The organism is Staphylococcus sp. Marseille-Q1834 (assembly GCF_916858875.1).
Lineage (GTDB): Bacteria > Bacillota > Bacilli > Staphylococcales > Staphylococcaceae > Staphylococcus > Staphylococcus pragensis.
In genome coordinates this window covers 358,872-379,467 of record NZ_CAKASN010000002.1, presented here as the reverse complement: position 1 = coordinate 379,467, position 20,596 = coordinate 358,872, and the positions used below count along the sequence as shown (strand labels likewise).

The following is a 20,596-nucleotide window of genomic DNA, read 5'->3' as shown; positions in this document are numbered from 1 at the left end:
ATGACAGAAAAAGATGAATCTGTAAAAAACACTACAGACTTTTCTGAAGAAAAAGAAAATCACAAAGAGGAACCAACAACAGTAGAAAACGGTGACTCAACTACTTCAGAAGATGATAATTTACAAAATAATGACGTTAGTGAAGAAAACTCTGAAGAAACATCAGTAGATCCTAAAGATGAAGAAATTCAGCAATTACAATTAAAAGCTAACGAAAACGAAGAAAAATATTTAAGATTATATGCAGAATTCGAAAACTACAAACGTCGAATTCAAAATGAAAATGAAACAAATAAAAAATATCAAGCGCAACGTGTCTTAACTGACATTTTGCCAACAATTGATAATATTGAACGCGCACTTCAAATTGAAGGCGAAGACGAATCATTCAAATCCTTACAAAAAGGTGTACAAATGGTTCATGAAAGCTTATTAAGAGCTTTAAAAGAAAATGGTCTTGAAGAAATCGAATCTGAAGGGCAAGAATTCGACCCTAACTTCCATCAAGCAGTAGTTCAAGATAATAATCCTGATTTCAAATCTGGAGAAATTACTCAAGAATTACAAAAAGGATACAAGTTAAAAGATAGAGTTTTAAGACCATCAATGGTTAAAGTAAATCAATAATTTTATTTGACGAAAACACCATTTATTATATTAAATTAACCAAATTGGAGGAATTTTATTATGAGTAAAGTAATCGGTATTGACTTAGGTACAACAAATTCATGTGTCTCTGTATTAGAAGGTGACGAACCTAAAGTAATCCAAAACCCTGAAGGTGCTAGAACTACACCATCAGTTGTAGCATTCAAAAATGGTGAAACTCAAGTAGGTGAAGTTGCTAAACGTCAAGCAATCACTAACCCTAATACTGTACAATCTATCAAACGTCATATGGGTACAGACTACAAAGTTGACATTGAAGGTAAATCTTATACTCCTCAAGAAATTTCAGCTATGATTTTACAAAACTTAAAAAATACAGCTGAAAGCTATTTAGGAGATAAAGTAGAAAAAGCAGTAATTACTGTTCCTGCATACTTCAATGATGCTGAACGTCAAGCTACTAAAGATGCTGGTAAAATTGCTGGTTTAGAAGTTGAACGTATTATCAACGAACCAACAGCTGCTGCATTAGCTTATGGTTTAGATAAAACTGATCAAGATCAAAAAGTATTAGTATTCGACTTAGGTGGCGGTACTTTTGACGTATCTATCCTTGAATTAGGCGATGGCGTATTCGAAGTTCTTTCTACTGCAGGTGACAACAAACTTGGTGGGGATGACTTTGACCAAGTAATCATTGATTACTTAGTATCTGAATTCAAAAAAGAAAATGGCGTAGATTTATCACAAGATAAAATGGCTTTACAACGTCTTAAAGACGCAGCTGAAAAAGCTAAAAAAGATTTATCTGGTGTATCTCAAACTCAAATCTCATTACCATTTATTTCAGCAGGTGAAAATGGTCCATTACACTTAGAAATTAGCTTAACTCGTTCTAAATTTGAAGAATTAGCTGATTCACTAATTAAACGCACAATGGAACCAACTCGCCAAGCTCTTAAAGACGCTGGTTTATCTACTTCAGAAATCGATGAAGTTATCTTAGTTGGTGGTTCAACTCGTATCCCAGCTGTACAAGAAGCAGTTAAAAAAGAAATCGGTAAAGAACCTCATAAAGGTGTAAACCCAGATGAAGTAGTAGCTATGGGTGCAGCTATCCAAGGTGGCGTTATCACTGGTGACGTTAAAGACGTAGTATTATTAGACGTTACACCATTATCACTTGGTATTGAAATCATGGGTGGACGTATGAATACGTTAATCGAACGTAATACAACTATTCCAACTTCTAAATCACAAGTTTACTCAACAGCTGCTGATAATCAACCAGCAGTAGACATTCACGTATTACAAGGTGAACGTCCAATGGCGTCTGACAACAAAACATTAGGTAGATTCCAATTAACTGATATTCCACCAGCTCCACGTGGTGTACCTCAAATCGAAGTAACATTCGACATCGACAAAAACGGTATCGTAAATGTAACTGCTAAAGACTTAGGTACTAATAAAGAGCAAAATATTACAATTCAATCAAGCTCAGCTTTATCTGACGAAGAAATCGATCGTATGGTTAAAGATGCGGAAGAAAATGCTGAAGCTGACAAAAAACGCCGTGAAGAAGTAGACTTAAGAAACGATGCTGATAGCTTAGTATTCCAAGTTGAAAAAACAATCTCAGATTTAGGCGAAAACATAAGTGAAGAAGATAAATCAAATGCTGAAAGCAAAAAAGATGCATTAAAATCAGCACTTGAAGGTCAAGATTTAGATGAAATTAAAGCTAAAAAAGAAGACCTTGAAAAAGTAATCCAAGAATTATCTGCTAAAGTTTACCAACAAGCACAACAAGCTCAACAACAAGCTCAAGGCGGTGCAGAACAACAATCAGGTAATGATAGCAACGTTGAAGATGCTGAGTTTAAAGAAGTAAATGACGATGAAGATAAAAAATAATAGCTATCGTTTATAAAGTTTGCTAAATTCAGTAAACTACCATAAATGTCAGCCAAAAAGTCAAAGTCAATTGAACATTGGCTTTGGCTTTTTCTGTTATAATTAAAATATTTGAATACACGTTGAACGGTAAAAGGAGAGATAACAGTGGCTAAAAGAGATTACTATGAAGTTTTAGGTGTAAGTAAGGATGCCTCTAAAGATGAAATAAAAAAAGCTTATCGTAAATTATCAAAAAAATATCACCCAGATATCAATAAAGAAGAAGGCGCTGATGAGAAGTTTAAAGAAATTTCTGAAGCGTATGAAGTTTTAAGTGATGATAATAAAAGAGCTAACTACGATCAATTCGGTCATAGTGGCCCTCAAGGTGGCTTTGGTAGCCAAGGCTTCGGTGGTCAAGACTTCGGCGGCTTTAGTGGCGGAGGATTTGAAGATATCTTTAGTTCCTTCTTTGGTGGATCACGTCAACGAGATCCTAATGCGCCACGTAAAGGTGATGACTTACAATATACAATGACTCTTGATTTCGAAGAGGCTGTATTTGGTACTAAAAAAGAAATATCTATTAGAAAAGACGTTACATGTCATACTTGTAATGGTGATGGGGCTAAACCTGGAACTAATAAGAAAACATGTAGTTACTGTAACGGAGCTGGCCATGTTTCAGTAGAACAAAATACTATTTTAGGTCGAGTAAGAACTGAACAAACATGTCCTAAATGTGAGGGTTCAGGTCAAGAATTCGAAGAACCATGTCCAACTTGTCACGGTAAAGGTACTGAAAATAAAACAGTTAAATTAGAAGTAACTGTCCCAGAAGGTGTAGATAACGATCAACAAATTCGTTTAGCTGGTGAAGGTGCACCAGGCGAAAATGGTGGACCACATGGTGACTTATATGTAGTATTCCGTGTTAGACCTTCAGATAAATTTGAACGTGACGGCGATGATTTATTCTACAAATTAAATGTTAGTTTCCCTCAAGCTTCATTAGGAGATGAAATTAAAATTCCTACACTAAATGGAAATGTAATGCTTACCATCCCTGCTGGTACACAAACTGGTAAACAATTCCGTTTAAAAGATAAAGGTGTAAAAAATGTTCATGGTTACGGTCATGGTGATTTATTTGTTAATATTAAGGTAGTTACACCGACTAAGTTAACTGATAGACAAAAAGAATTAATGAGAGAATTTGCAGAGATTAGTGGTGAAAGTGTAGAAGAACAACCATCTAATTTTAAAGATAAAGCACGTAAATTCTTTAGAGGGGAATAAATAATGAACTGGACAGAACTTTCAGTTGTAGTTAATCATGACGTTGAATATTTAGTTACAGATATTTTAGAGAGCTACGGATCGAATGGTGTAGTAATAGAAGATTCTGATGACTTAATCAATCAACCAGCCGACAAATTCGGTGAAATCTACGAACTAAAAAAAGAAGATTATCCTGAATATGGTGTGAGATTAAAAGCTTACTTTAATGAAATTAAATACACTCAAGATTTAAAAGACAAGATTTATAATGACATTTTAGCTCTTGAAGATATCGATAAAGATTCAGTTCTTTTTTCTGAAAAAGCGATAGCTGAAGTAGATTGGGCGGATGAGTGGAAAAACTATTTCCATCCTTTCAGAGCTTCAGAAAGATTTACTATTGTACCTAGTTGGGAACAATATACTAAGGAATCAAATGATGAATTATGTATTGAATTAGATCCTGGAATGGCGTTTGGTACAGGAGATCATCCGACTACAAGCATGTGCTTAAAAGCGATTGAAACATATGTATCTCCATCTAATTCAGTAATAGATGTGGGCACAGGTTCTGGTATTTTAAGTATTGCTAGTCATCTCATTGGGGTTAAAAGAATTAAAGCATTAGATATCGATGAAATGGCTGTAAATGTAGCTAAAGAAAACTTTAAGAAAAACAATTGTGAAGATGCAATTGAAGCTGTTCCAGGCAACTTATTACAAGATGAAACTGAAAAATTTGATATTGTAATTGCAAATATTTTAGCTCACATTATTGATGAAATGATTGAAGATGCTTATAATACTCTAAATGAAGAAGGTTATTTTATTACTTCGGGTATTATTGAGGAAAAACATGAAGACATTTTGTCTCATATGAAGCGTGTAGGTTTCAATATAGTATCAATCAATCATGACAACGGTTGGGTTTGTATCGTTGGCCAGAAAGTGAGTGACTAAGTTGCAAAGGTACTTTATTAATCAAAACGCTGATGAAAATCAGCGTTTTTTTATTACGAGTAAAGAAGATATTCATCATATTACAAATGTAATGAGAAATGTTGTTGGCGATAAGATTATTATTACTTTCAACGATAAAAAAGTTTATACAACTCAAATCAGTAATATTGAACCAGATCAAATCGAAATTGAGTTATTAGAACAACAAGATATTAATACTGAATTACCTGTGAATGTGACAATTTGTAGTGGTCTTATTAAAGCAGATAAATATGAATGGCTATTACAAAAAAGTACTGAGATGGGTGCTTCAAACTTTATAGCAGTTGGAATGGATAGATCTGTTGTAAAATTGCAAGCAAATAAAGTTCAAAAGAAATTAGATCGTTGGCAAAAAATTATTAAAGAAGCTGCTGAACAAAGTTATCGTTTAGTCATCCCAGATATAAAATTCAAGTCGAATTTAAACGAAATTTATGATACTATTAGTCATTATGACTATATTTTATTAGCATATGAAGATGAAGCAAAACGTGGGGAAGTTAGTCTTTTTAAAGAACAATTAAAACAATTTAGGACTAATGATCGCATTTTATTTATATTTGGACCTGAAGGTGGCTTTTCAGAAAAAGAAATTTCTAAATTTAGTGAAGTAGCAACCACTGTAGGTTTAGGACCAAGAATTTTACGGGCTGAAACTGCGCCACTATATGCATTAAGTGCTATAAGTTTCGAAAATGAATTAATGGGGTGAATAATATGTCAACAGTAGCGTTTCACACTTTAGGTTGTAAAGTGAATCACTATGAAACCGAAGCAATTTGGCAACTATTTAAAGAAGCAGATTACGATAGAGTCGATTTTGAAACAAATGCGGATGTGTTCGTAATCAATACTTGTACTGTAACAAATACAGGAGATAAAAAGAGTAGACAAATAATTAGAAGAGCAATTCGTCAAAATCCTGAGGCTGTTGTATGCGTCACAGGTTGTTATGCGCAAACATCATCTGCAGAAATTATGGAAATTCCAGGTGTAGATGTAGTAGTAGGTACGCAAGATCGTCATAAGTTACTTGAATATATTGATCAATTCCGTGAAGAACGTCAACCTATTAACGGTGTTGGAAATATTATGAAGAACCGTACATACGAAGAATTAGATGTGCCATATTTCACAGATAGAACAAGAGCTTCTCTAAAAATTCAAGAAGGCTGTAACAATTTCTGTACATTCTGTATTATTCCATGGGCACGTGGTTTAATGCGTTCTCGTGATCCTGAAAAAGTGGTTGAACAAGCAACTCAACTAGTAAATGCTGGTTACAAAGAAATTGTACTTACAGGTATTCATACTGGTGGTTACGGTCAAGACTTAAAAAATTACAATTTAGCGCAATTGTTAAGAGACTTAGAAGAAATCGATGGTTTAGAACGTATTCGTATTTCTTCAATTGAAGCTAGTCAATTAACTGACGAAGTAATTGGCGTATTGAAACAAAGTAATAAAGTGGTAAGACATTTACATGTACCACTTCAATCTGGTTCAGATACAGTCTTAAAACGTATGAGACGTAAATATACAATGGAACACTTCTCTGAAAGATTAACGAAGTTACATGATGCTCTTCCAGATTTAGCTGTAACAAGTGATGTTATCGTTGGTTTCCCTGGAGAAACAGAAGAAGAATTCCAAGAAACATATGATTTTATTGTTAAACATAAATTCTCTGAACTTCACGTCTTCCCATATTCACCAAGAATTGGTACACCTGCAGCACGTATGGATGATCAAATCGATGAAAGTATTAAAAACGAGCGTGTGCATAAATTAATCGCTTTAAGTGATCAACTTGCAAAAGAGTATGCATCTAAATTCGAAGATGAAGTCTTAGAAGTTATTCCAGAAGAAACTGGAGAAACTGAAGGTACTTTAGTTGGTTATGCTGATAATTATATGAAAGTGGAATTTGAAGGCGATGAATCATTAATTGGCGAAATTGTTAAAGTTAAAATAAATAAAGCTGATTATCCAATTAACCTTGGTAGTGCTATTAGAGTAGTAGATCACGCTACTAATAAATCAGAAGATGCTGTACTATTATAATTTTTAAAAATTATAAAGATTTGCAATTGACCATAATTATTTCATATATTATACTAATGAAAGCATAGTTAATTTGCTATGCGATGAATGACTTTAAAGTTCCGTTGATATTTGGAGGGAGGGAAATACAGATGTCTAAAACAGTAGTACGTAAAAACGAATCACTTGAAGATGCATTACGTCGATTCAAACGTTCAGTATCTAAAAGTGGTACTATCCAAGAAGTACGTAAACGTGAATTTTACGAAAAACCAAGCGTAAAACGTAAAAAGAAATCAGAAGCTGCACGTAAACGTAAATTCAAATAATTAATAGCTCTGTTGACTCCCTCAACACGAATGTTAATTATATATATGCTCTCGATTAGTCTTTGCTAATCGGGAGTTTTTTTATTCTTATAGTTATAGGCTAGCACTATAATATATAAATATATTCATGTATAATCATAGACGAGAGCGAGGTGAAATTGTGGCTTATTCTAACGTAATACATATAGGTTTTAATTCGGCTTTATCTAATAATGCTTGGATGGAAGATTTATCGAACACATTGACTCATCCAATTATCTCTTTAATACTAACTTGTATCATTTTTCTAGGCTTTTTATACCAACTTTATTCTAAAAGATTTAATCTAGCGGGGGTCATTGCATCTCTAGCATTATTAATTTTATTTTTAGGCTTTCTTATTAGTGGAGATGTTAACTTAATCTCCGTATTGCTATTTTTCATAGGTACAATATTAGTAATTATAGAGTTATTCGTGGTAGGTGCCATTATTGGGATTATAGGTATTACATTAATAGTGTTAAGTATTATAATGCTTGGCGACAATATTTTGCTTATGCTACTAAACGTAGTAATTGCCTTAATCTTATCTATCATTGAGTGGGTGATATTAGTGAAAATACTTAAGAGAAAAATTCCATTTTTAGATAAAGTTGTATTAAAAGACTCCACATCTGCTGAAGCAGGTTATAGATCTCACGATGACCGTTCTCACTTAGTTGGACAAACAGCCCGTACCGTTACAGATTTACGACCAGCAGGAATTATCACTGTTAATAATGAAAGAATTGATGCTGTGTCTGACGGCTCTTTTATTCTTAGAAATAAAGAAGTTAAAATCCTTGAAGTGGAAGGTACGAGAGTTGTTGTAAGAGAATTAGAACATTTATAAAGGAGCGATTTAATGTTTAGTATTGGACTTATCATCATTGTTGTCATCATTATAGTAGCATTATTATTGCTATTTTCATTTGTGCCAGTCGGACTTTGGATATCTGCAATTGCAGCTGGTGTAAAAGTAGGAATCGGAACACTTGTAGGTATGCGATTACGTCGTGTATCTCCTCGTAAAGTAATTGGACCACTTATTAAGGCACATAAAGCTGGATTAAATTTAACTACAAACCAATTAGAGTCTCACTACCTTGCAGGTGGTAACGTTGATAGAGTCGTTGATGCAAATATCGCTGCGCAACGTGCTGATATTAATTTACCATTTGAACGAGGTGCAGCCATCGACTTAGCTGGTCGTGATGTATTAGAAGCCGTTCAAATGTCTGTTAATCCTAAAGTAATTGAAACACCATTTATTACTGGGGTAGCTATGAATGGGATTGAAGTTAAAGCCAAAGCTCGAATTACAGTACGTGCAAATATTTCACGCTTAGTCGGTGGTGCTGGAGAAGAAACAATTATTGCACGTGTTGGCGAAGGTATCGTTTCAACAATTGGTTCAAGTGAGCACCATACTCAAGTCCTTGAGAACCCAGACAACATTTCTAAAACTGTATTAAGTAAAGGATTAGATTCAGGTACTGCATTTGAAATTCTTTCTATTGATATCGCTGACGTAGATATCGGTAAAAATATCGGAGCTGACTTACAAACTGAACAAGCACTTGCAGATAAAAATATTGCCCAAGCTAAAGCCGAAGAACGTCGTGCTATGGCAGTAGCATCTGAACAAGAAATGAAAGCAAGAGTTCAAGAAATGCGTGCTAAAGTAGTAGAAGCTGAATCAGAAGTACCTCTAGCTATGGCAGAAGCTTTACGTAAAGGTAATATTGGCGTTAAAGATTATTATAATTTGAAAAACGTAGAAGCAGATACAGGCATGAGAAACGCAATTAACAAACGTACTGAACAAAACGAAGACGAATCACCGAAGTAATTATTAAGGGGTGATTAAATGAATATAGGTATTCTCATATTTGTGATATCTGTTATTATCTCAATTATAAGTGCTGTGCGTGATAAAAGTCATGAAGAGCGTCGTAATCAACTTCCCCCTCAAAGAAAAGGCGGGGGACCTACTCAAAAGCCCGAACGTAAAAAAGGTTTTTTCGAACAACTAGAAGAAGCTTTTAATGAATTTGAAGAGAGCTTGTCTGATGAATCAAATGAACCTAAGCGCTCTGATACATCTCGAAAAAGTTCACGAGACAATCAGAAAAAGGTTTATCATGATAATCAACTTGAAAAAGAAATTTATAAAGAACAACAACCAGAAGAAATTGAACGCACACAAAGACAATCTCGTCGCAAAGTTGAAATGCAACAAGCTGAACAACAAAAAAATGAAAATCCAGGTCGACGTGCTAATGAGGAACGTCAAAAATTACAAGAAAAATTAGAACAAGAATTAGCTGATAGTTTGTTCAATGTCCGTTCTGAAATTGATCGAGAAAAAGAAAAACAACTGTCTCGAATCGAAAGTAAAGCACGTGCTATTATTGAAGATAAAAATTTATCTGAACGAACAAAACGTTATCGACTAAAACAATTGCTTAATAGTAGGTCTATTGAACAAGATATGACTCATCAAAGTTTGCAATTTGATAAAGATCCAATAGTTAATGGGCTGATTTGGCAAGAAATACTGGAAAAACCTAAGCAATTGTAATTAACGTTCAACTTCACTAGAGCAGAACTATGAAATCTCTGAAACTAACATTGATTTCTGTTCTGCTCTTTTTTTATTTTTGTAGTGCAGATAAATAATTAAAAAGATAAAATACAAATATTAAAGTTCATCATATTATTAATACTAAAATTAAGTAATATTCCACTATGAACAAAGCCTATTACATTTGTATCCTTTAACATTGTTTAGTAAAATTTATATGAAAGATAGTATTACTGTAAGTAACTATTTAGAAACTCGTTAAGTTTTATAATACATTTTAAAAGACAATTAGCGTTATAATTAATATTATCAATTTAAATTACTAAACATATTGTATTTGTGAAAAGGAGCGCTTTTATGCCAGGAATAATTCAAATAGACGATATTAATCATTCTCAAGCTTTAATAGGTAATAATGATGAACATTTAAAAGCTATTGAGGAAGCGTTTGATGTCGTGATACATGCTCGTGGACAAGAAATTGCAGTAAAAGGTCAGGTATTAGAGCATGTTGAAAAAGCAGAATTAGTTCTAAAAAATTTATTAAAAGTAATTGAATTGGGAAACTCAATTACACTTAAAGATGTTGAAGCTGCTATTAAAATGGCACAAAATGATACAATTCAACACTTACTAGATTTATATGATGAAGAAATTACTAAAGATGCATTCGGTAAGACGATTCATGCCAAAACAATGGGTCAAAGATTATATATCAACGCAATGAAACGTAATGACTTAGTATTTGGTATCGGTCCAGCAGGTACAGGTAAAACCTTTTTAGCAGTTGTTTATGCAGCTAAACAATTAAGAAAAGGTAATGTTAAACGTATTGTGCTAACACGACCTGCAGTTGAAGCTGGAGAATCTTTAGGCTTCTTACCAGGCGATTTAAAAGAAAAAGTTGATCCTTATTTAAGACCTTTATATGATGGTTTAAATACTGTGCTAGGAAGAGAACAAACTGCTCGTTTCATTGAGCGCGGCACAATAGAAATTGCGCCTTTAGCATACATGCGTGGACGAACATTAGATGATGCGTTTGTCATTCTCGATGAAGCTCAAAACACTACTCACGCTCAAATGAAGATGTTCTTAACTCGATTAGGCTTCGGTTCAAAAATGGTTGTCACAGGCGACCAGACGCAAATCGACTTGCCAAAAGGCGTCAAAAGTGGGTTAAAAGAAGCAGTTAAAAAACTACATGGTGTGAAGGGCATTAATATTATGCAATTAGATCAAAGTGATGTAGTAAGACATCCATTAGTAAGTAAAATTATTGATCGATACGAAGGAGACCTTTAAATGTTTACAATTGATTTCAATGATCACACTGGACTTGTCAAAGAGGATTGGTATCAACAAATTGATGACTTACTCAATTTTGCAAAAGATCAAGAAAATATTCAAGAAGAAGCTGAACTTTCAGTAACTTTTGTAGATAAAGATGAAATCCAAAATATTAACAAAACTTATCGTGATAAAGATAAAGTTACAGATGTAATTTCATTTGCACTTGAAGAAGATGAACCTGAAATTTCAGGTATGGACATTCCACGTGTATTAGGTGACATTATTATTTGTACTGATGTTGCTCAAGAACAAGCTGATAGTTATGGACATTCGTTTGAACGTGAACTTGGTTTCTTAGCATTACACGGATTTTTACATTTATTAGGTTATGATCACATGAATGAAGAAGATGAAAAAGAAATGTTTGGCCGTCAAGATACAATATTAAATGCATATGGATTGACTAGAGATTAATAAATTTATAAATAGATTTAAATACACTTTTGATGGTTTTAAAACGCTTCTTATTAAAGATCATAATTACTTATTGCACATGATTGTTGCGCTTATTGTAATCGTTTTAGGATTCGTATTTCATTTAAACCGGTTTGAATGGATGTTTATTATACTAGCGATCGTTTTAGTACTTACTTTAGAAGCAGTTAATACTGCAATTGAGTGCGTGGTCGATTTAGTAACAATGGATTATCATGAGCTTGCTAAACAAGCGAAAGATATTGCAGCATTCAGTGTGATGTTAGTTTCTATCTTCGCATTGATTATTGGATTAATTATTTTTATTCCACATATTTTTTAAGTGGAAAAGGGGATGAGGTAAATGAGTTATCAATCGCATTATTTTCAAGAAGCAAGAGAAGCACAAAAACGTGCCTATGCACCATATAGTAAATTCAAAGTCGGAGCCTATTTAAAAGCAAAAGATGGTCGCACATTTTATGGCGCTAATGTGGAAAATCCAGCATATCCTTCAACTATTTGTGCCGAAAGATCAAGCCTAGTCGCAGCAATTGCAGAAGGCTATAGACCAGGGGATTTTGAATCTATCACTGTCACGGTTGATGCAGACAAACCTTCATCACCATGTGGCACTTGCAGACAAGTATTAAAAGAATTGTGTGATGATGATATGCCAGTTTATATGACAAATCACAAAGGAGAATTATTAGAGTCAACGGTAGCAGAATTATTACCTCATGGCTTCTCAGGAAAGGATTTAGAATAAATGACAGAACATAAGTCAGGATTTGTTTCTATTATAGGAAGACCGAATGTTGGTAAATCAACATTTATGAACAGAGTAATTGGACATAAAATTGCAATCATGTCCGATAAAGCCCAAACAACTCGTAATAAAATTCAAGGTGTCATGACAAGAGATGACGCACAAATCATCTTTTTAGATACACCAGGCATCCATAAACCTAAGCATAAATTAGGTGATTACATGATGCGTGTTGCTAAAAATACGCTTTCAGAAATTGATGCTATTATGTTCATGGTAAATGTTAATGAAGAAATTGGACGCGGCGATGAATACATTATGGAAATGCTAAAAAACGTGAAAACGCCAGTATTTTTAGTACTAAATAAAATAGATTTAGTTCATCCAGATGCGTTAATGCCAAGAATCGAGCAGTACAAGGAATATATGGATTTTACAGAAATCGTGCCAATTTCAGCGCTAGAAGGGTTAAACGTTGATCATTTCATTGATGTTTTAAAAACTTACTTACCTGAAGGGCCAAAGTATTATCCAGATGATCAAATTTCTGACCACCCAGAACAATTTGTAGTAAGTGAGATCATTCGTGAAAAAATCTTGCATCTAACTAGTGAAGAAATTCCACATGCTATTGGTGTAAATGTAGATAGAATGATTAAAGAGAGCGAAGACCGTGTTAGGGTTGAAGCGACAATTTATGTAGAACGTGATTCTCAAAAAGGAATTGTAATAGGTAAAGGTGGTAAAAAACTCAAGGAAGTCGGTAAACGCGCTCGACAAGATATTGAGATGTTACTTGGCTCTAAAGTATATTTAGAACTTTGGGTTAAAGTTCAAAAAGATTGGCGTAATAAAGTTAATTTCATTCGTCAAATGGGTTATATTGAAGACCAAGATTAAATTAAGTTAGATTAGGGGCCGGTGAAAAAAATGCTCGAAAGACAAAAAGGGATTATTATTAAATCAGTTGACTATGGTGAATCTGATAAAATTATCACTATTTTAAATGAATATGGTGCTAAAATTCCTTTAATGGTTAGACGTGCTAAAAAATCAAGAACTGGCCTACAAGCCCATACGCAATTATTTGTGTATGGCTTATTTATTTATAATAAATGGCGAGGCATGGGGACGTTATCTTCAATTGATGTTATTAACCAATATTATGATTTACGTTTAGATATTTTTAATAGTAGTTACGCCACACTTTGTGCAGAAACGATTGATCGTTCGATGGAGCAAGATGAGGTATCGCCATATCATTATCAATTATTGCATTTTGTATTAGAAAAAATAGCCAAAGGTGATTCTGCTCAATTAATGTCAATCATAGTGTTATTAAAATGTATGAGTCGATTCGGTTTCACAGCTTTCTTCGACCATTCAGCAATTTCTGGAGATACAGACCAATCTCAACTCGTGGCATATAGCTTTAGATTTGATGGCACAATTACTGAAAAAGAACTGCCACAAGATCCTCATGCTTTGCGTATTTCAAATAAAACATTTTATTTATTAGATATTCTTCAAAAATTACCAATCAATAAAATGAATCATTTCAATATTAATCAAGATATTTTAGATGAAATGTCAGACTTACTTATTATGCTATATAGAGAATACGCAGGTATGTATTTCAAAAGTCAAAAACTTATTAATCAATTAAAACGACTTAATGAATAGCAAAAACCTAAAAAACCCACTTAAACAATCGTCATGTTTAAGTGGGTTCTAATTTTAGTTATTAAAATGCTACTTTTTCAGCTAAGAATGTTTCTAATTCTGAAATAGGCATACGTACTTGTTCCATAGAATCTCTGTCGCGAACAGTTACTTGGTTATCTTCTAATGAATCGAAATCGAACGTGATACAGTATGGTGTACCGATTTCATCTTGACGACGGTAACGTTTACCAATTGATTGAGATTCATCAAAGTCAACTGAGAATTTAGTGCTTAGTTGCTCGAAGATTTTAATTGCTTCTTCTGATAATTTTTTACTTAATGGTAACACTGCAGCTTTATATGGTGCTAAAGCAGGGTGGAAGTGCATCACTGTACGTGCATCTTTACTTCCTTCTACACCTTCTTCTTCATATGCATCACATAAGAAAGCTAATGTAACACGGTCAGCACCTAATGATGGTTCAATACAGTATGGAACGTATTTTTCATTAGTTTCAGGATCATGATATTTGAAGTCTTCACCTGAATGTTCACTATGTTTTTTCAAGTCAAAGTCTGTACGACTTGCGATACCCCAAAGTTCGCCCCAACCAAATGGGAAACGATACTCGATATCTGTTGTTGCATTTGAATAGTGAGATAATTCTTCTTCATCATGGTCACGTAAACGCATATTTTCTTCGTTAATATTTAAGTCTTTTAACCATTGACTAGCGAATGTTTTCCAATAATTTTGCCACTCGATTTCTTCACCAGGTTTACAGAAGAATTCTAATTCCATTTGTTCAAATTCTCTTGTTCTGAAAATGAAGTTACCTGGAGTGATTTCGTTACGGAAAGATTTACCAATTTGACCAATACCAAATGGTAATTTTTTACGCATAGAACGTTGTACATTTTTGTAGTTTACAAAAATACCTTGTGCAGTTTCTGGACGTAAGAAAATTTCGTTAGTAGAATCTTCAGTTACACCTTGGAAAGTTTTGAACATTAAATTGAATTGACGAATATCAGTCCAATTTGCTGTACCACTAACAGGGCAAACAATACCTTCGTCGTCGATAATTTTCTTCATTTCATCGAAGCTTAAGCCATCAGCAATAAAGTTTTCATCGCCTTTTTCTTTTTGCATGTAGTCTTCGATTAATTTATCTGCACGGTAACGAATTTTACTGTCTTTGTTATCAATCATAGGGTCATTAAAGTTACCTAAGTGACCAGATGCTTCCCAAGTTTTAGGATTCATTAAGATAGCAGCGTCAATACCAACGTTAAATGGTGATTGCGTAATGAATTTTTGCCACCAAGCTTTTTTAACATTATTTTTTAATTCAACACCTAATGGACCGTAATCCCAAGTGTTTGATAAACCACCATAAATATCACTACCAGGGAATACGAATCCTCTGTGTTTCGCTAATGATACGATAGTATCCATATCTTTAACCATATAATCTCTCCTTTTTGAATAAAAAACGCCCCAAGACAATAAATAAATGTAGAGTCACATTTATTATTATCTTGGGACGAGTTAATTGATTTATCTATATAAAAATAATATAGTTTAAACTAATTTTAACCCGCGGTTCCACCCAATTTAGTGTAGACACTCGCTTTTATGAATTTAATGATTAGGCCAAGTTATGTTGTTAAGCTCACACCGTCCTTAACTCGCTTAATATTAGTTTAATTCATTGATGATTTATAAGCAAGGATTTGTATGCATTTGTAGGAGTATAAATAAATGGGTATAATAGAAATGAATTTAAAAGGGGTGAAGACCTATAGAACTGAGTAAACGTCAAGAACAGATAATCGAAATTGTTAAAACTGGTGGCCCAATCACTGGAGAGCATATCGCTGAAAAATTACAACTTACTCGTGCTACTTTACGACCTGACTTAGCTATCCTTACAATGTCAGGTTTCCTTGAAGCTAGACCACGTGTTGGTTATTATTATTCTGGTAAATCAAAAAATAAAATTTTGAGTGATCAATTACGCCAATATATTGTTAAAGATTATATGTCACCACCTGTCATTGTGAAAGAAGACATGAGCATTTATGATGCTATTTGTACAATTTTTCTTGAAGATACAGGAACATTATTTATTACTAACGATAATAATGATTTTATAGGTGTTTGTTCAAGAAAGGACTTATTACGCGCATCTATGATTGGTGAAGATATTCATACAATGCCTGTAGGCGTTAATATGTCTAGAATGCCTAATCTTACTTTTTTAGAGGAACACGAATTAGTCATATATGCAGCAAATCAAATGATTGAAAAAGAAATCGATTCTATCCCAATAGTTAGAAAAAAAGAAAATAATAAATATCAAGTTATAGGTCGTATTTCTAAAACAACAATAGCGAAATTATTCGTATCATTATTTAAAGAATAGGTGGTATAACGATGGAAGATATAAAGATTATCATCGCATCCGACTCGATTGGAGAAACTGCAGAACTTGTAGCAAGAGCATGCGTTTCTCAATTTAATCCCAAAGAGTGTAAACATGAGTTTTTAAGATATCCATATATTGAGACCTTTGAAAATATCGATGAGGTTATACAAGTTGCGATTGATCAAAATGCTATTATAGTTTATACACTTGTTAAACCAGAGATGAAAGATTACATGGAAGAAAATATCGAAAATCATCAACTTAAATCTGTAGATATTATGGGGCCATTAATGGGACTATTAAAAGACTCATTTAATGATAATCCATATAATCAACCCGGCAGAGTGCATCGATTAGATGACGCTTACTTTAAAAAAATTGATGCCATTGAGTTTGCGGTTAAATATGATGATGGAAAAGATCCTAAAGGTCTACCCAAAGCAGATATTGTATTAATAGGTGTTTCAAGAACATCTAAAACACCTTTATCTCAATACTTAGCACATAAAAGTTATAAAGTAATGAATGTACCAATTGTACCGGAAGTTACACCACCAGAAGCTCTATTCGAGATAGATCCTTCTAAATGCATTGCACTTCGTATTAGTGAAGATAAACTAAATCGAATTCGTAAACAGCGATTAAAACAGCTAGGTCTTAGCGATTTAGCTAGATATGCAAATGAAAAACGTATTAAAGAAGAAATTGAATTTTTTGAAGAAATTGTTGAACGAATTGGATGCCCGGTAATTGATGTATCTGATAAAGCAATTGAAGAAACTGCAAACGATGTGCTTCATATTATTGAACAACAAGCAAAATAATTTTAAATTTTAAGCGATAAAGGTATAATATTATGACTAATATTTAATAGGTGATTTATTTTGCGAATTGAACAGTCAGTTATTAATGAAATAAAAGAAAAAACAGATATACTAGATTTAGTTAGTGAATATGTGAAATTAGAAAAGAGAGGACGCAATTATATTGGTTTGTGTCCTTTTCATGATGAAAAAACGCCATCTTTTACAGTTTCAGAAGATAAACAAATCTGTCATTGCTTTGGTTGTAAAAAGGGTGGTAATGTCTTTCAATTTACTCAAGAAATTAAAGACATTTCGTTTGTTGAAGCAGTTAAAGAACTAGGAGAGCGTGTTAATATAAAAGTTGATGTTGGAAATACTAGTCAACAAACTACACAAATTGCTTCAGATGATTTAAGTATGATTGAAATGCATGAAAGCATTCAAGAATACTATATGTATGCCTTAATGAAGACGGTTGAGGGTGAAGAGGCACTTAACTACTTAATGGACCGAGGATTTACTGAAGAACTTATTAAATCACGTGGTATTGGTTATGCGCCAAATAACTCACATTTTTGTCATGATTTCCTTGAGAAAAAGGGCTATGATATTGAACTGGCTTATGAAGCAGGTTTGTTATCACGAAATGAAGAAAACTTCAGTTATTACGATCGTTTTAGAGACCGTATTATGTTTCCATTAATGAACGCTCAAGGTAGAATTGTCGGCTATTCTGGTCGTACTTATAATAATCAAGAACCTAAATATTTAAATAGCCCTGAGACACCCATTTTTCAAAAAAGAAGATTACTCTATAATCTTGATAAAGCTAGAAAGTCTATTCGTAAAAATGACGAAGTGATATTACTTGAAGGATTCATGGATGTTATCAAAGCTGATTATTCTGGGCTTAAAACAGTAGTGGCAAGTATGGGGACTGCTTTATCTGATGAGCATATTACTGTTCTTAAAAAGCTCACTTCTAATATTACACTTATGTTTGATGGGGACTTTGCTGGTCAAGAGGCTACACTAAAAACTGGACAAACATTGCTACAACAAGGTTTAAATGTATTTGTTGTACAGTTACCTAAAAATATGGACCCAGATGAATATATAACAAAGTACGGAAAAGAGAAGTTTATAGAATTTGTTAATAATGAGAAAAAGTCATTTATTTTATTTAAAGTTAATAGTCACAAAGATGAAATTAATAATAATGACTTAGCTTATGAACGCTATCTTAAAGAAGTGACGCAAGATATAGCAATGATGCACTCATCAATCTTACAAAAGAAAGTGGTCCAAGATGTAGCTGATGTATTTAACGTTGATCCGACTACATTAACTAATGACGTTAATTATCAACAACAATATATACCGAATGATGTCTATTATCCATCCGATTATGACTATAATGATAATCATGCACCTAATATTTCCACTATTTTCACTCATCTAAATAAGCAAGAAAAAGCTCAGCGCGCTTTGCTCAAACATTTTATGAATGATAAAGATATCTTTTTAAATTATCATAGAGAACTTGAAGATGAAGATTTCTCTAATAAATATTTTCAAAGTATTTTTCAACTTTTAAAAGAGTATTACGCTGAAAACGATAAATATACGATTAGTGATATCATCTTGTATATCGATGATAATGATGTACGAGAAGCTGTGATTACCTTAGACAATTATGAATTAAATAATGAACCTTATGATAACGAGATTGATGATTATATTAAAAGTATAAATGAACACAAATATGAAGATTCAATAGAAGAATTAAATCATAAATTGCGTGAAGCATCACGCATTGGCGATGTTGAAATGCAAAAATATTATTTAGGGCTTATCGTTAATAAAAATAAACAGAGAATGTAAGAAGAATCTTTTACTAGTCTTTTATATTGAAATATTTTAATATAGTATTTCTATTTAATAACCGTTATTGTATAATGGTTATTATGCGCTTTTAATGGGTAAATATGTACCATAAATTAAATGAGAATCAACTTTATCTAATTAAATTTATTTCACAATATATTATTTTGAATTACTACATGTTAAAATTATTGTGAATTTTTATTTATATTTTTTCTATTATATTGAATTATTATAGAAATTAACCCTTAATTGAAAGTTTATATTAAAATTGGGAGGCCTTTTCATGTCTGATAACCAAGTTAAAATTAAAAAACAAACAATTGATCCGACATTGACATTAGAAGATGTCAAAAAACAATTAATTGATAAAGGTAAAAAGGAAGGTCATCTTAGCCATGAAGAAATTGCTGAGAAGCTGCAAAATTTCGACATGGATTCAGATCAAATGGATGATTTCTTTGACCAATTAAATGATAATGATATCAGTTTAGTCAACGAAAAAGATAGTTCAGATACGGATGAGAAATTAAATCCGAATGATTTAAGTGCCCCTCCAGGTGTTAAAATTAATGACCCAGTAAGAATGTATCTAAAAGAAATTGGACGCGTAAATCTTCTAAGTGCTCAAGAAGAAATCGAATTAGCTAAACGTATTGAACAAGGTGATGAAGTGGCTAAATCACGCCTTGCAGAAGCAAACTTACGTTTAGTTGTAAGTATTGCTAAAAGATATGTTGGTCGTGGCATGTTATTCTTAGATTTAATTCAAGAAGGTAACATGGGGCTTATTAAAGCAGTTGAAAAATTCGATTTTAGCAAAGGATTTAAGTTCTCAACATACGCTACATGGTGGATTAGACAAGCAATTACACGTGCAATTGCTGACCAAGCACGTACGATTCGTATCCCAGTGCATATGGTAGAAACAATTAATAAATTAATCCGTGTTCAAAGACAATTATTACAAGATTTAGGACGTGATCCAGCTCCTGAAGAAATTGGGGAAGAAATGGATTTACCTCCTGAAAAAGTTCGTGAAATTCTTAAAATCGCTCAAGAACCAGTGTCACTTGAAACACCAATTGGTGAAGAGGACGATAGTCACTTAGGAGACTTTATCGAAGACCAAGAAGCTCAAAGTCCTTCTGATCACGCAGCATACGAATTGTTAAAAGAGCAACTTGAAGATGTATTAGATACGTTAACTGATCGTGAAGAAAACGTGCTACGCTTAAGATTTGGTTTAGATGATGGAAGAACGCGTACATTAGAAGAAGTAGGAAAAGTGTTTGGCGTTACAAGAGAACGTATTCGTCAAATTGAAGCTAAAGCGCTTAGAAAACTTAGACATCCAAGTCGTAGTAAACGTCTTAAAGATTTCATGGACTAATCATCTCATTTAAAATTTGAATCAAATGATTTTAAAGATGAAAGAGCATTGATAAATCTAAATATGACTCGGATATGAAAATTGGGGGCTGGGATAAAATTAAGTATCTCAG

General features: G+C 33.1%; 21 protein-coding genes. 20 read left to right on the top strand and 1 reads right to left on the bottom strand.

What is annotated here, in order from left to right:
* The 16 genes from grpE (at nt 1) to recO (ending at nt 13,987) form a co-directional block, all read left to right on the top strand.
* On the top strand, nt 1–627 hold the full coding sequence (grpE, locus tag LIX58_RS11005; RefSeq protein WP_126566998.1) for a nucleotide exchange factor GrpE: 627 nt from the start codon (nt 1–3) through the stop codon (nt 625–627).
* A 60-nt stretch (nt 628–687) separates the two neighbouring features.
* A complete protein-coding gene (dnaK, locus tag LIX58_RS11000; protein WP_126566997.1) occupies nt 688–2,526 on the top strand; it encodes a molecular chaperone DnaK in 1,839 nt (612 codons plus the stop codon).
* Nucleotides 2,527–2,673: 147 nt separating this feature from the next.
* Nucleotides 2,674–3,807, top strand: coding sequence for a molecular chaperone DnaJ (gene dnaJ / locus LIX58_RS10995; protein WP_154837560.1), 1,134 nt, complete (start codon nt 2,674–2,676; stop codon nt 3,805–3,807).
* Between the two features lie 3 nt (nt 3,808–3,810).
* Nucleotides 3,811–4,749 carry a 50S ribosomal protein L11 methyltransferase gene (prmA, locus tag LIX58_RS10990; RefSeq protein ID WP_154837562.1) on the top strand — a complete coding sequence of 313 codons (939 nt, stop codon included), beginning with the start codon at nt 3,811–3,813 and terminating at the stop codon, nt 4,747–4,749.
* Nucleotide 4,750: 1 nt separating this feature from the next.
* Nucleotides 4,751–5,503 (top strand): 16S rRNA (uracil(1498)-N(3))-methyltransferase, encoded by a 753-nt coding sequence (locus LIX58_RS10985; RefSeq protein WP_154837565.1) that lies wholly within the window; start codon nt 4,751–4,753, stop codon nt 5,501–5,503.
* A gap of 5 nt (nt 5,504–5,508) precedes the next feature.
* Entirely contained in the window at nt 5,509–6,855 is a 1,347-nt protein-coding gene (mtaB, locus tag LIX58_RS10980; RefSeq protein WP_226386325.1) for a tRNA (N(6)-L-threonylcarbamoyladenosine(37)-C(2))-methylthiotransferase MtaB, read from the top strand.
* Between the two features lie 131 nt (nt 6,856–6,986).
* Nucleotides 6,987–7,163: a 30S ribosomal protein S21 gene (gene rpsU / locus LIX58_RS10975; RefSeq protein ID WP_000048060.1), complete on the top strand. Its 177-nt coding sequence runs from the start codon at nt 6,987–6,989 to the stop codon at nt 7,161–7,163.
* 220 nt (nt 7,164–7,383) lie between these two features.
* Nucleotides 7,384–8,034 carry an NfeD family protein gene (locus tag LIX58_RS10970; RefSeq protein WP_371869269.1) on the top strand — a complete coding sequence of 217 codons (651 nt, stop codon included), beginning with the start codon at nt 7,384–7,386 and terminating at the stop codon, nt 8,032–8,034.
* Nucleotides 8,035–8,046: 12 nt separating this feature from the next.
* Entirely contained in the window at nt 8,047–9,033 is a 987-nt protein-coding gene (gene floA / locus LIX58_RS10965; protein WP_154837569.1) for a flotillin-like protein FloA, read from the top strand.
* Nucleotides 9,034–9,051: 18 nt separating this feature from the next.
* Nucleotides 9,052–9,765 (top strand): hypothetical protein, encoded by a 714-nt coding sequence (locus tag LIX58_RS10960; protein ID WP_154837571.1) that lies wholly within the window; start codon nt 9,052–9,054, stop codon nt 9,763–9,765.
* Between the two features lie 360 nt (nt 9,766–10,125).
* Nucleotides 10,126–11,073, top strand: a complete 948-nt coding sequence (locus LIX58_RS10955; RefSeq protein ID WP_154837573.1) for a PhoH family protein — start codon at nt 10,126–10,128, stop codon at nt 11,071–11,073.
* Entirely contained in the window at nt 11,074–11,535 is a 462-nt protein-coding gene (gene ybeY / locus LIX58_RS10950) for an rRNA maturation RNase YbeY (protein ID WP_154837575.1), read from the top strand.
* A 7-nt stretch (nt 11,536–11,542) separates the two neighbouring features.
* On the top strand, nt 11,543–11,878 hold the full coding sequence (locus tag LIX58_RS10945) for a diacylglycerol kinase family protein (RefSeq protein WP_126566987.1): 336 nt from the start codon (nt 11,543–11,545) through the stop codon (nt 11,876–11,878).
* A gap of 21 nt (nt 11,879–11,899) precedes the next feature.
* Nucleotides 11,900–12,304, top strand: a complete 405-nt coding sequence (gene cdd / locus LIX58_RS10940; protein ID WP_154837577.1) for a cytidine deaminase — start codon at nt 11,900–11,902, stop codon at nt 12,302–12,304.
* Entirely contained in the window at nt 12,305–13,204 is a 900-nt protein-coding gene (era, locus tag LIX58_RS10935) for a GTPase Era (RefSeq protein WP_103299126.1), read from the top strand.
* 30 nt (nt 13,205–13,234) lie between these two features.
* Complete coding sequence (recO, locus tag LIX58_RS10930) at nt 13,235–13,987, top strand: DNA repair protein RecO (RefSeq protein WP_126566985.1); 753 nt, start codon at nt 13,235–13,237, stop codon at nt 13,985–13,987.
* 61 nt (nt 13,988–14,048) lie between these two features.
* On the opposite strand, the gene LIX58_RS10925 is transcribed toward recO, so the two are convergent.
* Nucleotides 14,049–15,440, bottom strand: coding sequence for a glycine--tRNA ligase (locus LIX58_RS10925; RefSeq protein WP_126566984.1), 1,392 nt, complete (start codon nt 15,438–15,440; stop codon nt 14,049–14,051).
* A 334-nt stretch (nt 15,441–15,774) separates the two neighbouring features.
* On the opposite strand from LIX58_RS10925, the gene LIX58_RS10920 reads away from it, so the two are divergent.
* From LIX58_RS10920 to rpoD, 4 genes are all read left to right on the top strand, one after another.
* A complete protein-coding gene (locus LIX58_RS10920; RefSeq protein WP_154837579.1) occupies nt 15,775–16,398 on the top strand; it encodes a helix-turn-helix transcriptional regulator in 624 nt (207 codons plus the stop codon).
* 11 nt (nt 16,399–16,409) lie between these two features.
* Entirely contained in the window at nt 16,410–17,225 is an 816-nt protein-coding gene (locus tag LIX58_RS10915) for a pyruvate, water dikinase regulatory protein (RefSeq protein ID WP_154837581.1), read from the top strand.
* A 60-nt stretch (nt 17,226–17,285) separates the two neighbouring features.
* Entirely contained in the window at nt 17,286–19,091 is a 1,806-nt protein-coding gene (gene dnaG, locus LIX58_RS10910; RefSeq protein WP_154837583.1) for a DNA primase, read from the top strand.
* 286 nt (nt 19,092–19,377) lie between these two features.
* Nucleotides 19,378–20,484, top strand: coding sequence for an RNA polymerase sigma factor RpoD (gene rpoD, locus LIX58_RS10905; RefSeq protein WP_103298679.1), 1,107 nt, complete (start codon nt 19,378–19,380; stop codon nt 20,482–20,484).
* The last annotated feature ends 112 nt before the right edge of the window (nt 20,485–20,596 follow it).

Coding starts and splice junctions, on each gene's coding strand:
- grpE (WP_126566998.1), top strand. CDS start 1: ATGACAGAAAAAGATGAATCTGTAAAAAACACTACAGACTTTTCTGAA.
- dnaK (WP_126566997.1), top strand. CDS start 688: ATGAGTAAAGTAATCGGTATTGACTTAGGTACAACAAATTCATGTGTC.
- prmA (WP_154837562.1), top strand. CDS start 3,811: ATGAACTGGACAGAACTTTCAGTTGTAGTTAATCATGACGTTGAATAT.
- mtaB (WP_226386325.1), top strand. CDS start 5,509: ATGTCAACAGTAGCGTTTCACACTTTAGGTTGTAAAGTGAATCACTAT.
- rpsU (WP_000048060.1), top strand. CDS start 6,987: ATGTCTAAAACAGTAGTACGTAAAAACGAATCACTTGAAGATGCATTA.
- LIX58_RS10970 (WP_371869269.1), top strand. CDS start 7,384: ATGGAAGATTTATCGAACACATTGACTCATCCAATTATCTCTTTAATA.
- floA (WP_154837569.1), top strand. CDS start 8,047: ATGTTTAGTATTGGACTTATCATCATTGTTGTCATCATTATAGTAGCA.
- LIX58_RS10960 (WP_154837571.1), top strand. CDS start 9,052: ATGAATATAGGTATTCTCATATTTGTGATATCTGTTATTATCTCAATT.
- LIX58_RS10955 (WP_154837573.1), top strand. CDS start 10,126: ATGCCAGGAATAATTCAAATAGACGATATTAATCATTCTCAAGCTTTA.
- ybeY (WP_154837575.1), top strand. CDS start 11,074: ATGTTTACAATTGATTTCAATGATCACACTGGACTTGTCAAAGAGGAT.
- cdd (WP_154837577.1), top strand. CDS start 11,900: ATGAGTTATCAATCGCATTATTTTCAAGAAGCAAGAGAAGCACAAAAA.
- era (WP_103299126.1), top strand. CDS start 12,305: ATGACAGAACATAAGTCAGGATTTGTTTCTATTATAGGAAGACCGAAT.
- recO (WP_126566985.1), top strand. CDS start 13,235: ATGCTCGAAAGACAAAAAGGGATTATTATTAAATCAGTTGACTATGGT.
- LIX58_RS10925 (WP_126566984.1), bottom strand. CDS start 15,440: ATGGTTAAAGATATGGATACTATCGTATCATTAGCGAAACACAGAGGA.
- LIX58_RS10915 (WP_154837581.1), top strand. CDS start 16,410: ATGGAAGATATAAAGATTATCATCGCATCCGACTCGATTGGAGAAACT.
- rpoD (WP_103298679.1), top strand. CDS start 19,378: ATGTCTGATAACCAAGTTAAAATTAAAAAACAAACAATTGATCCGACA.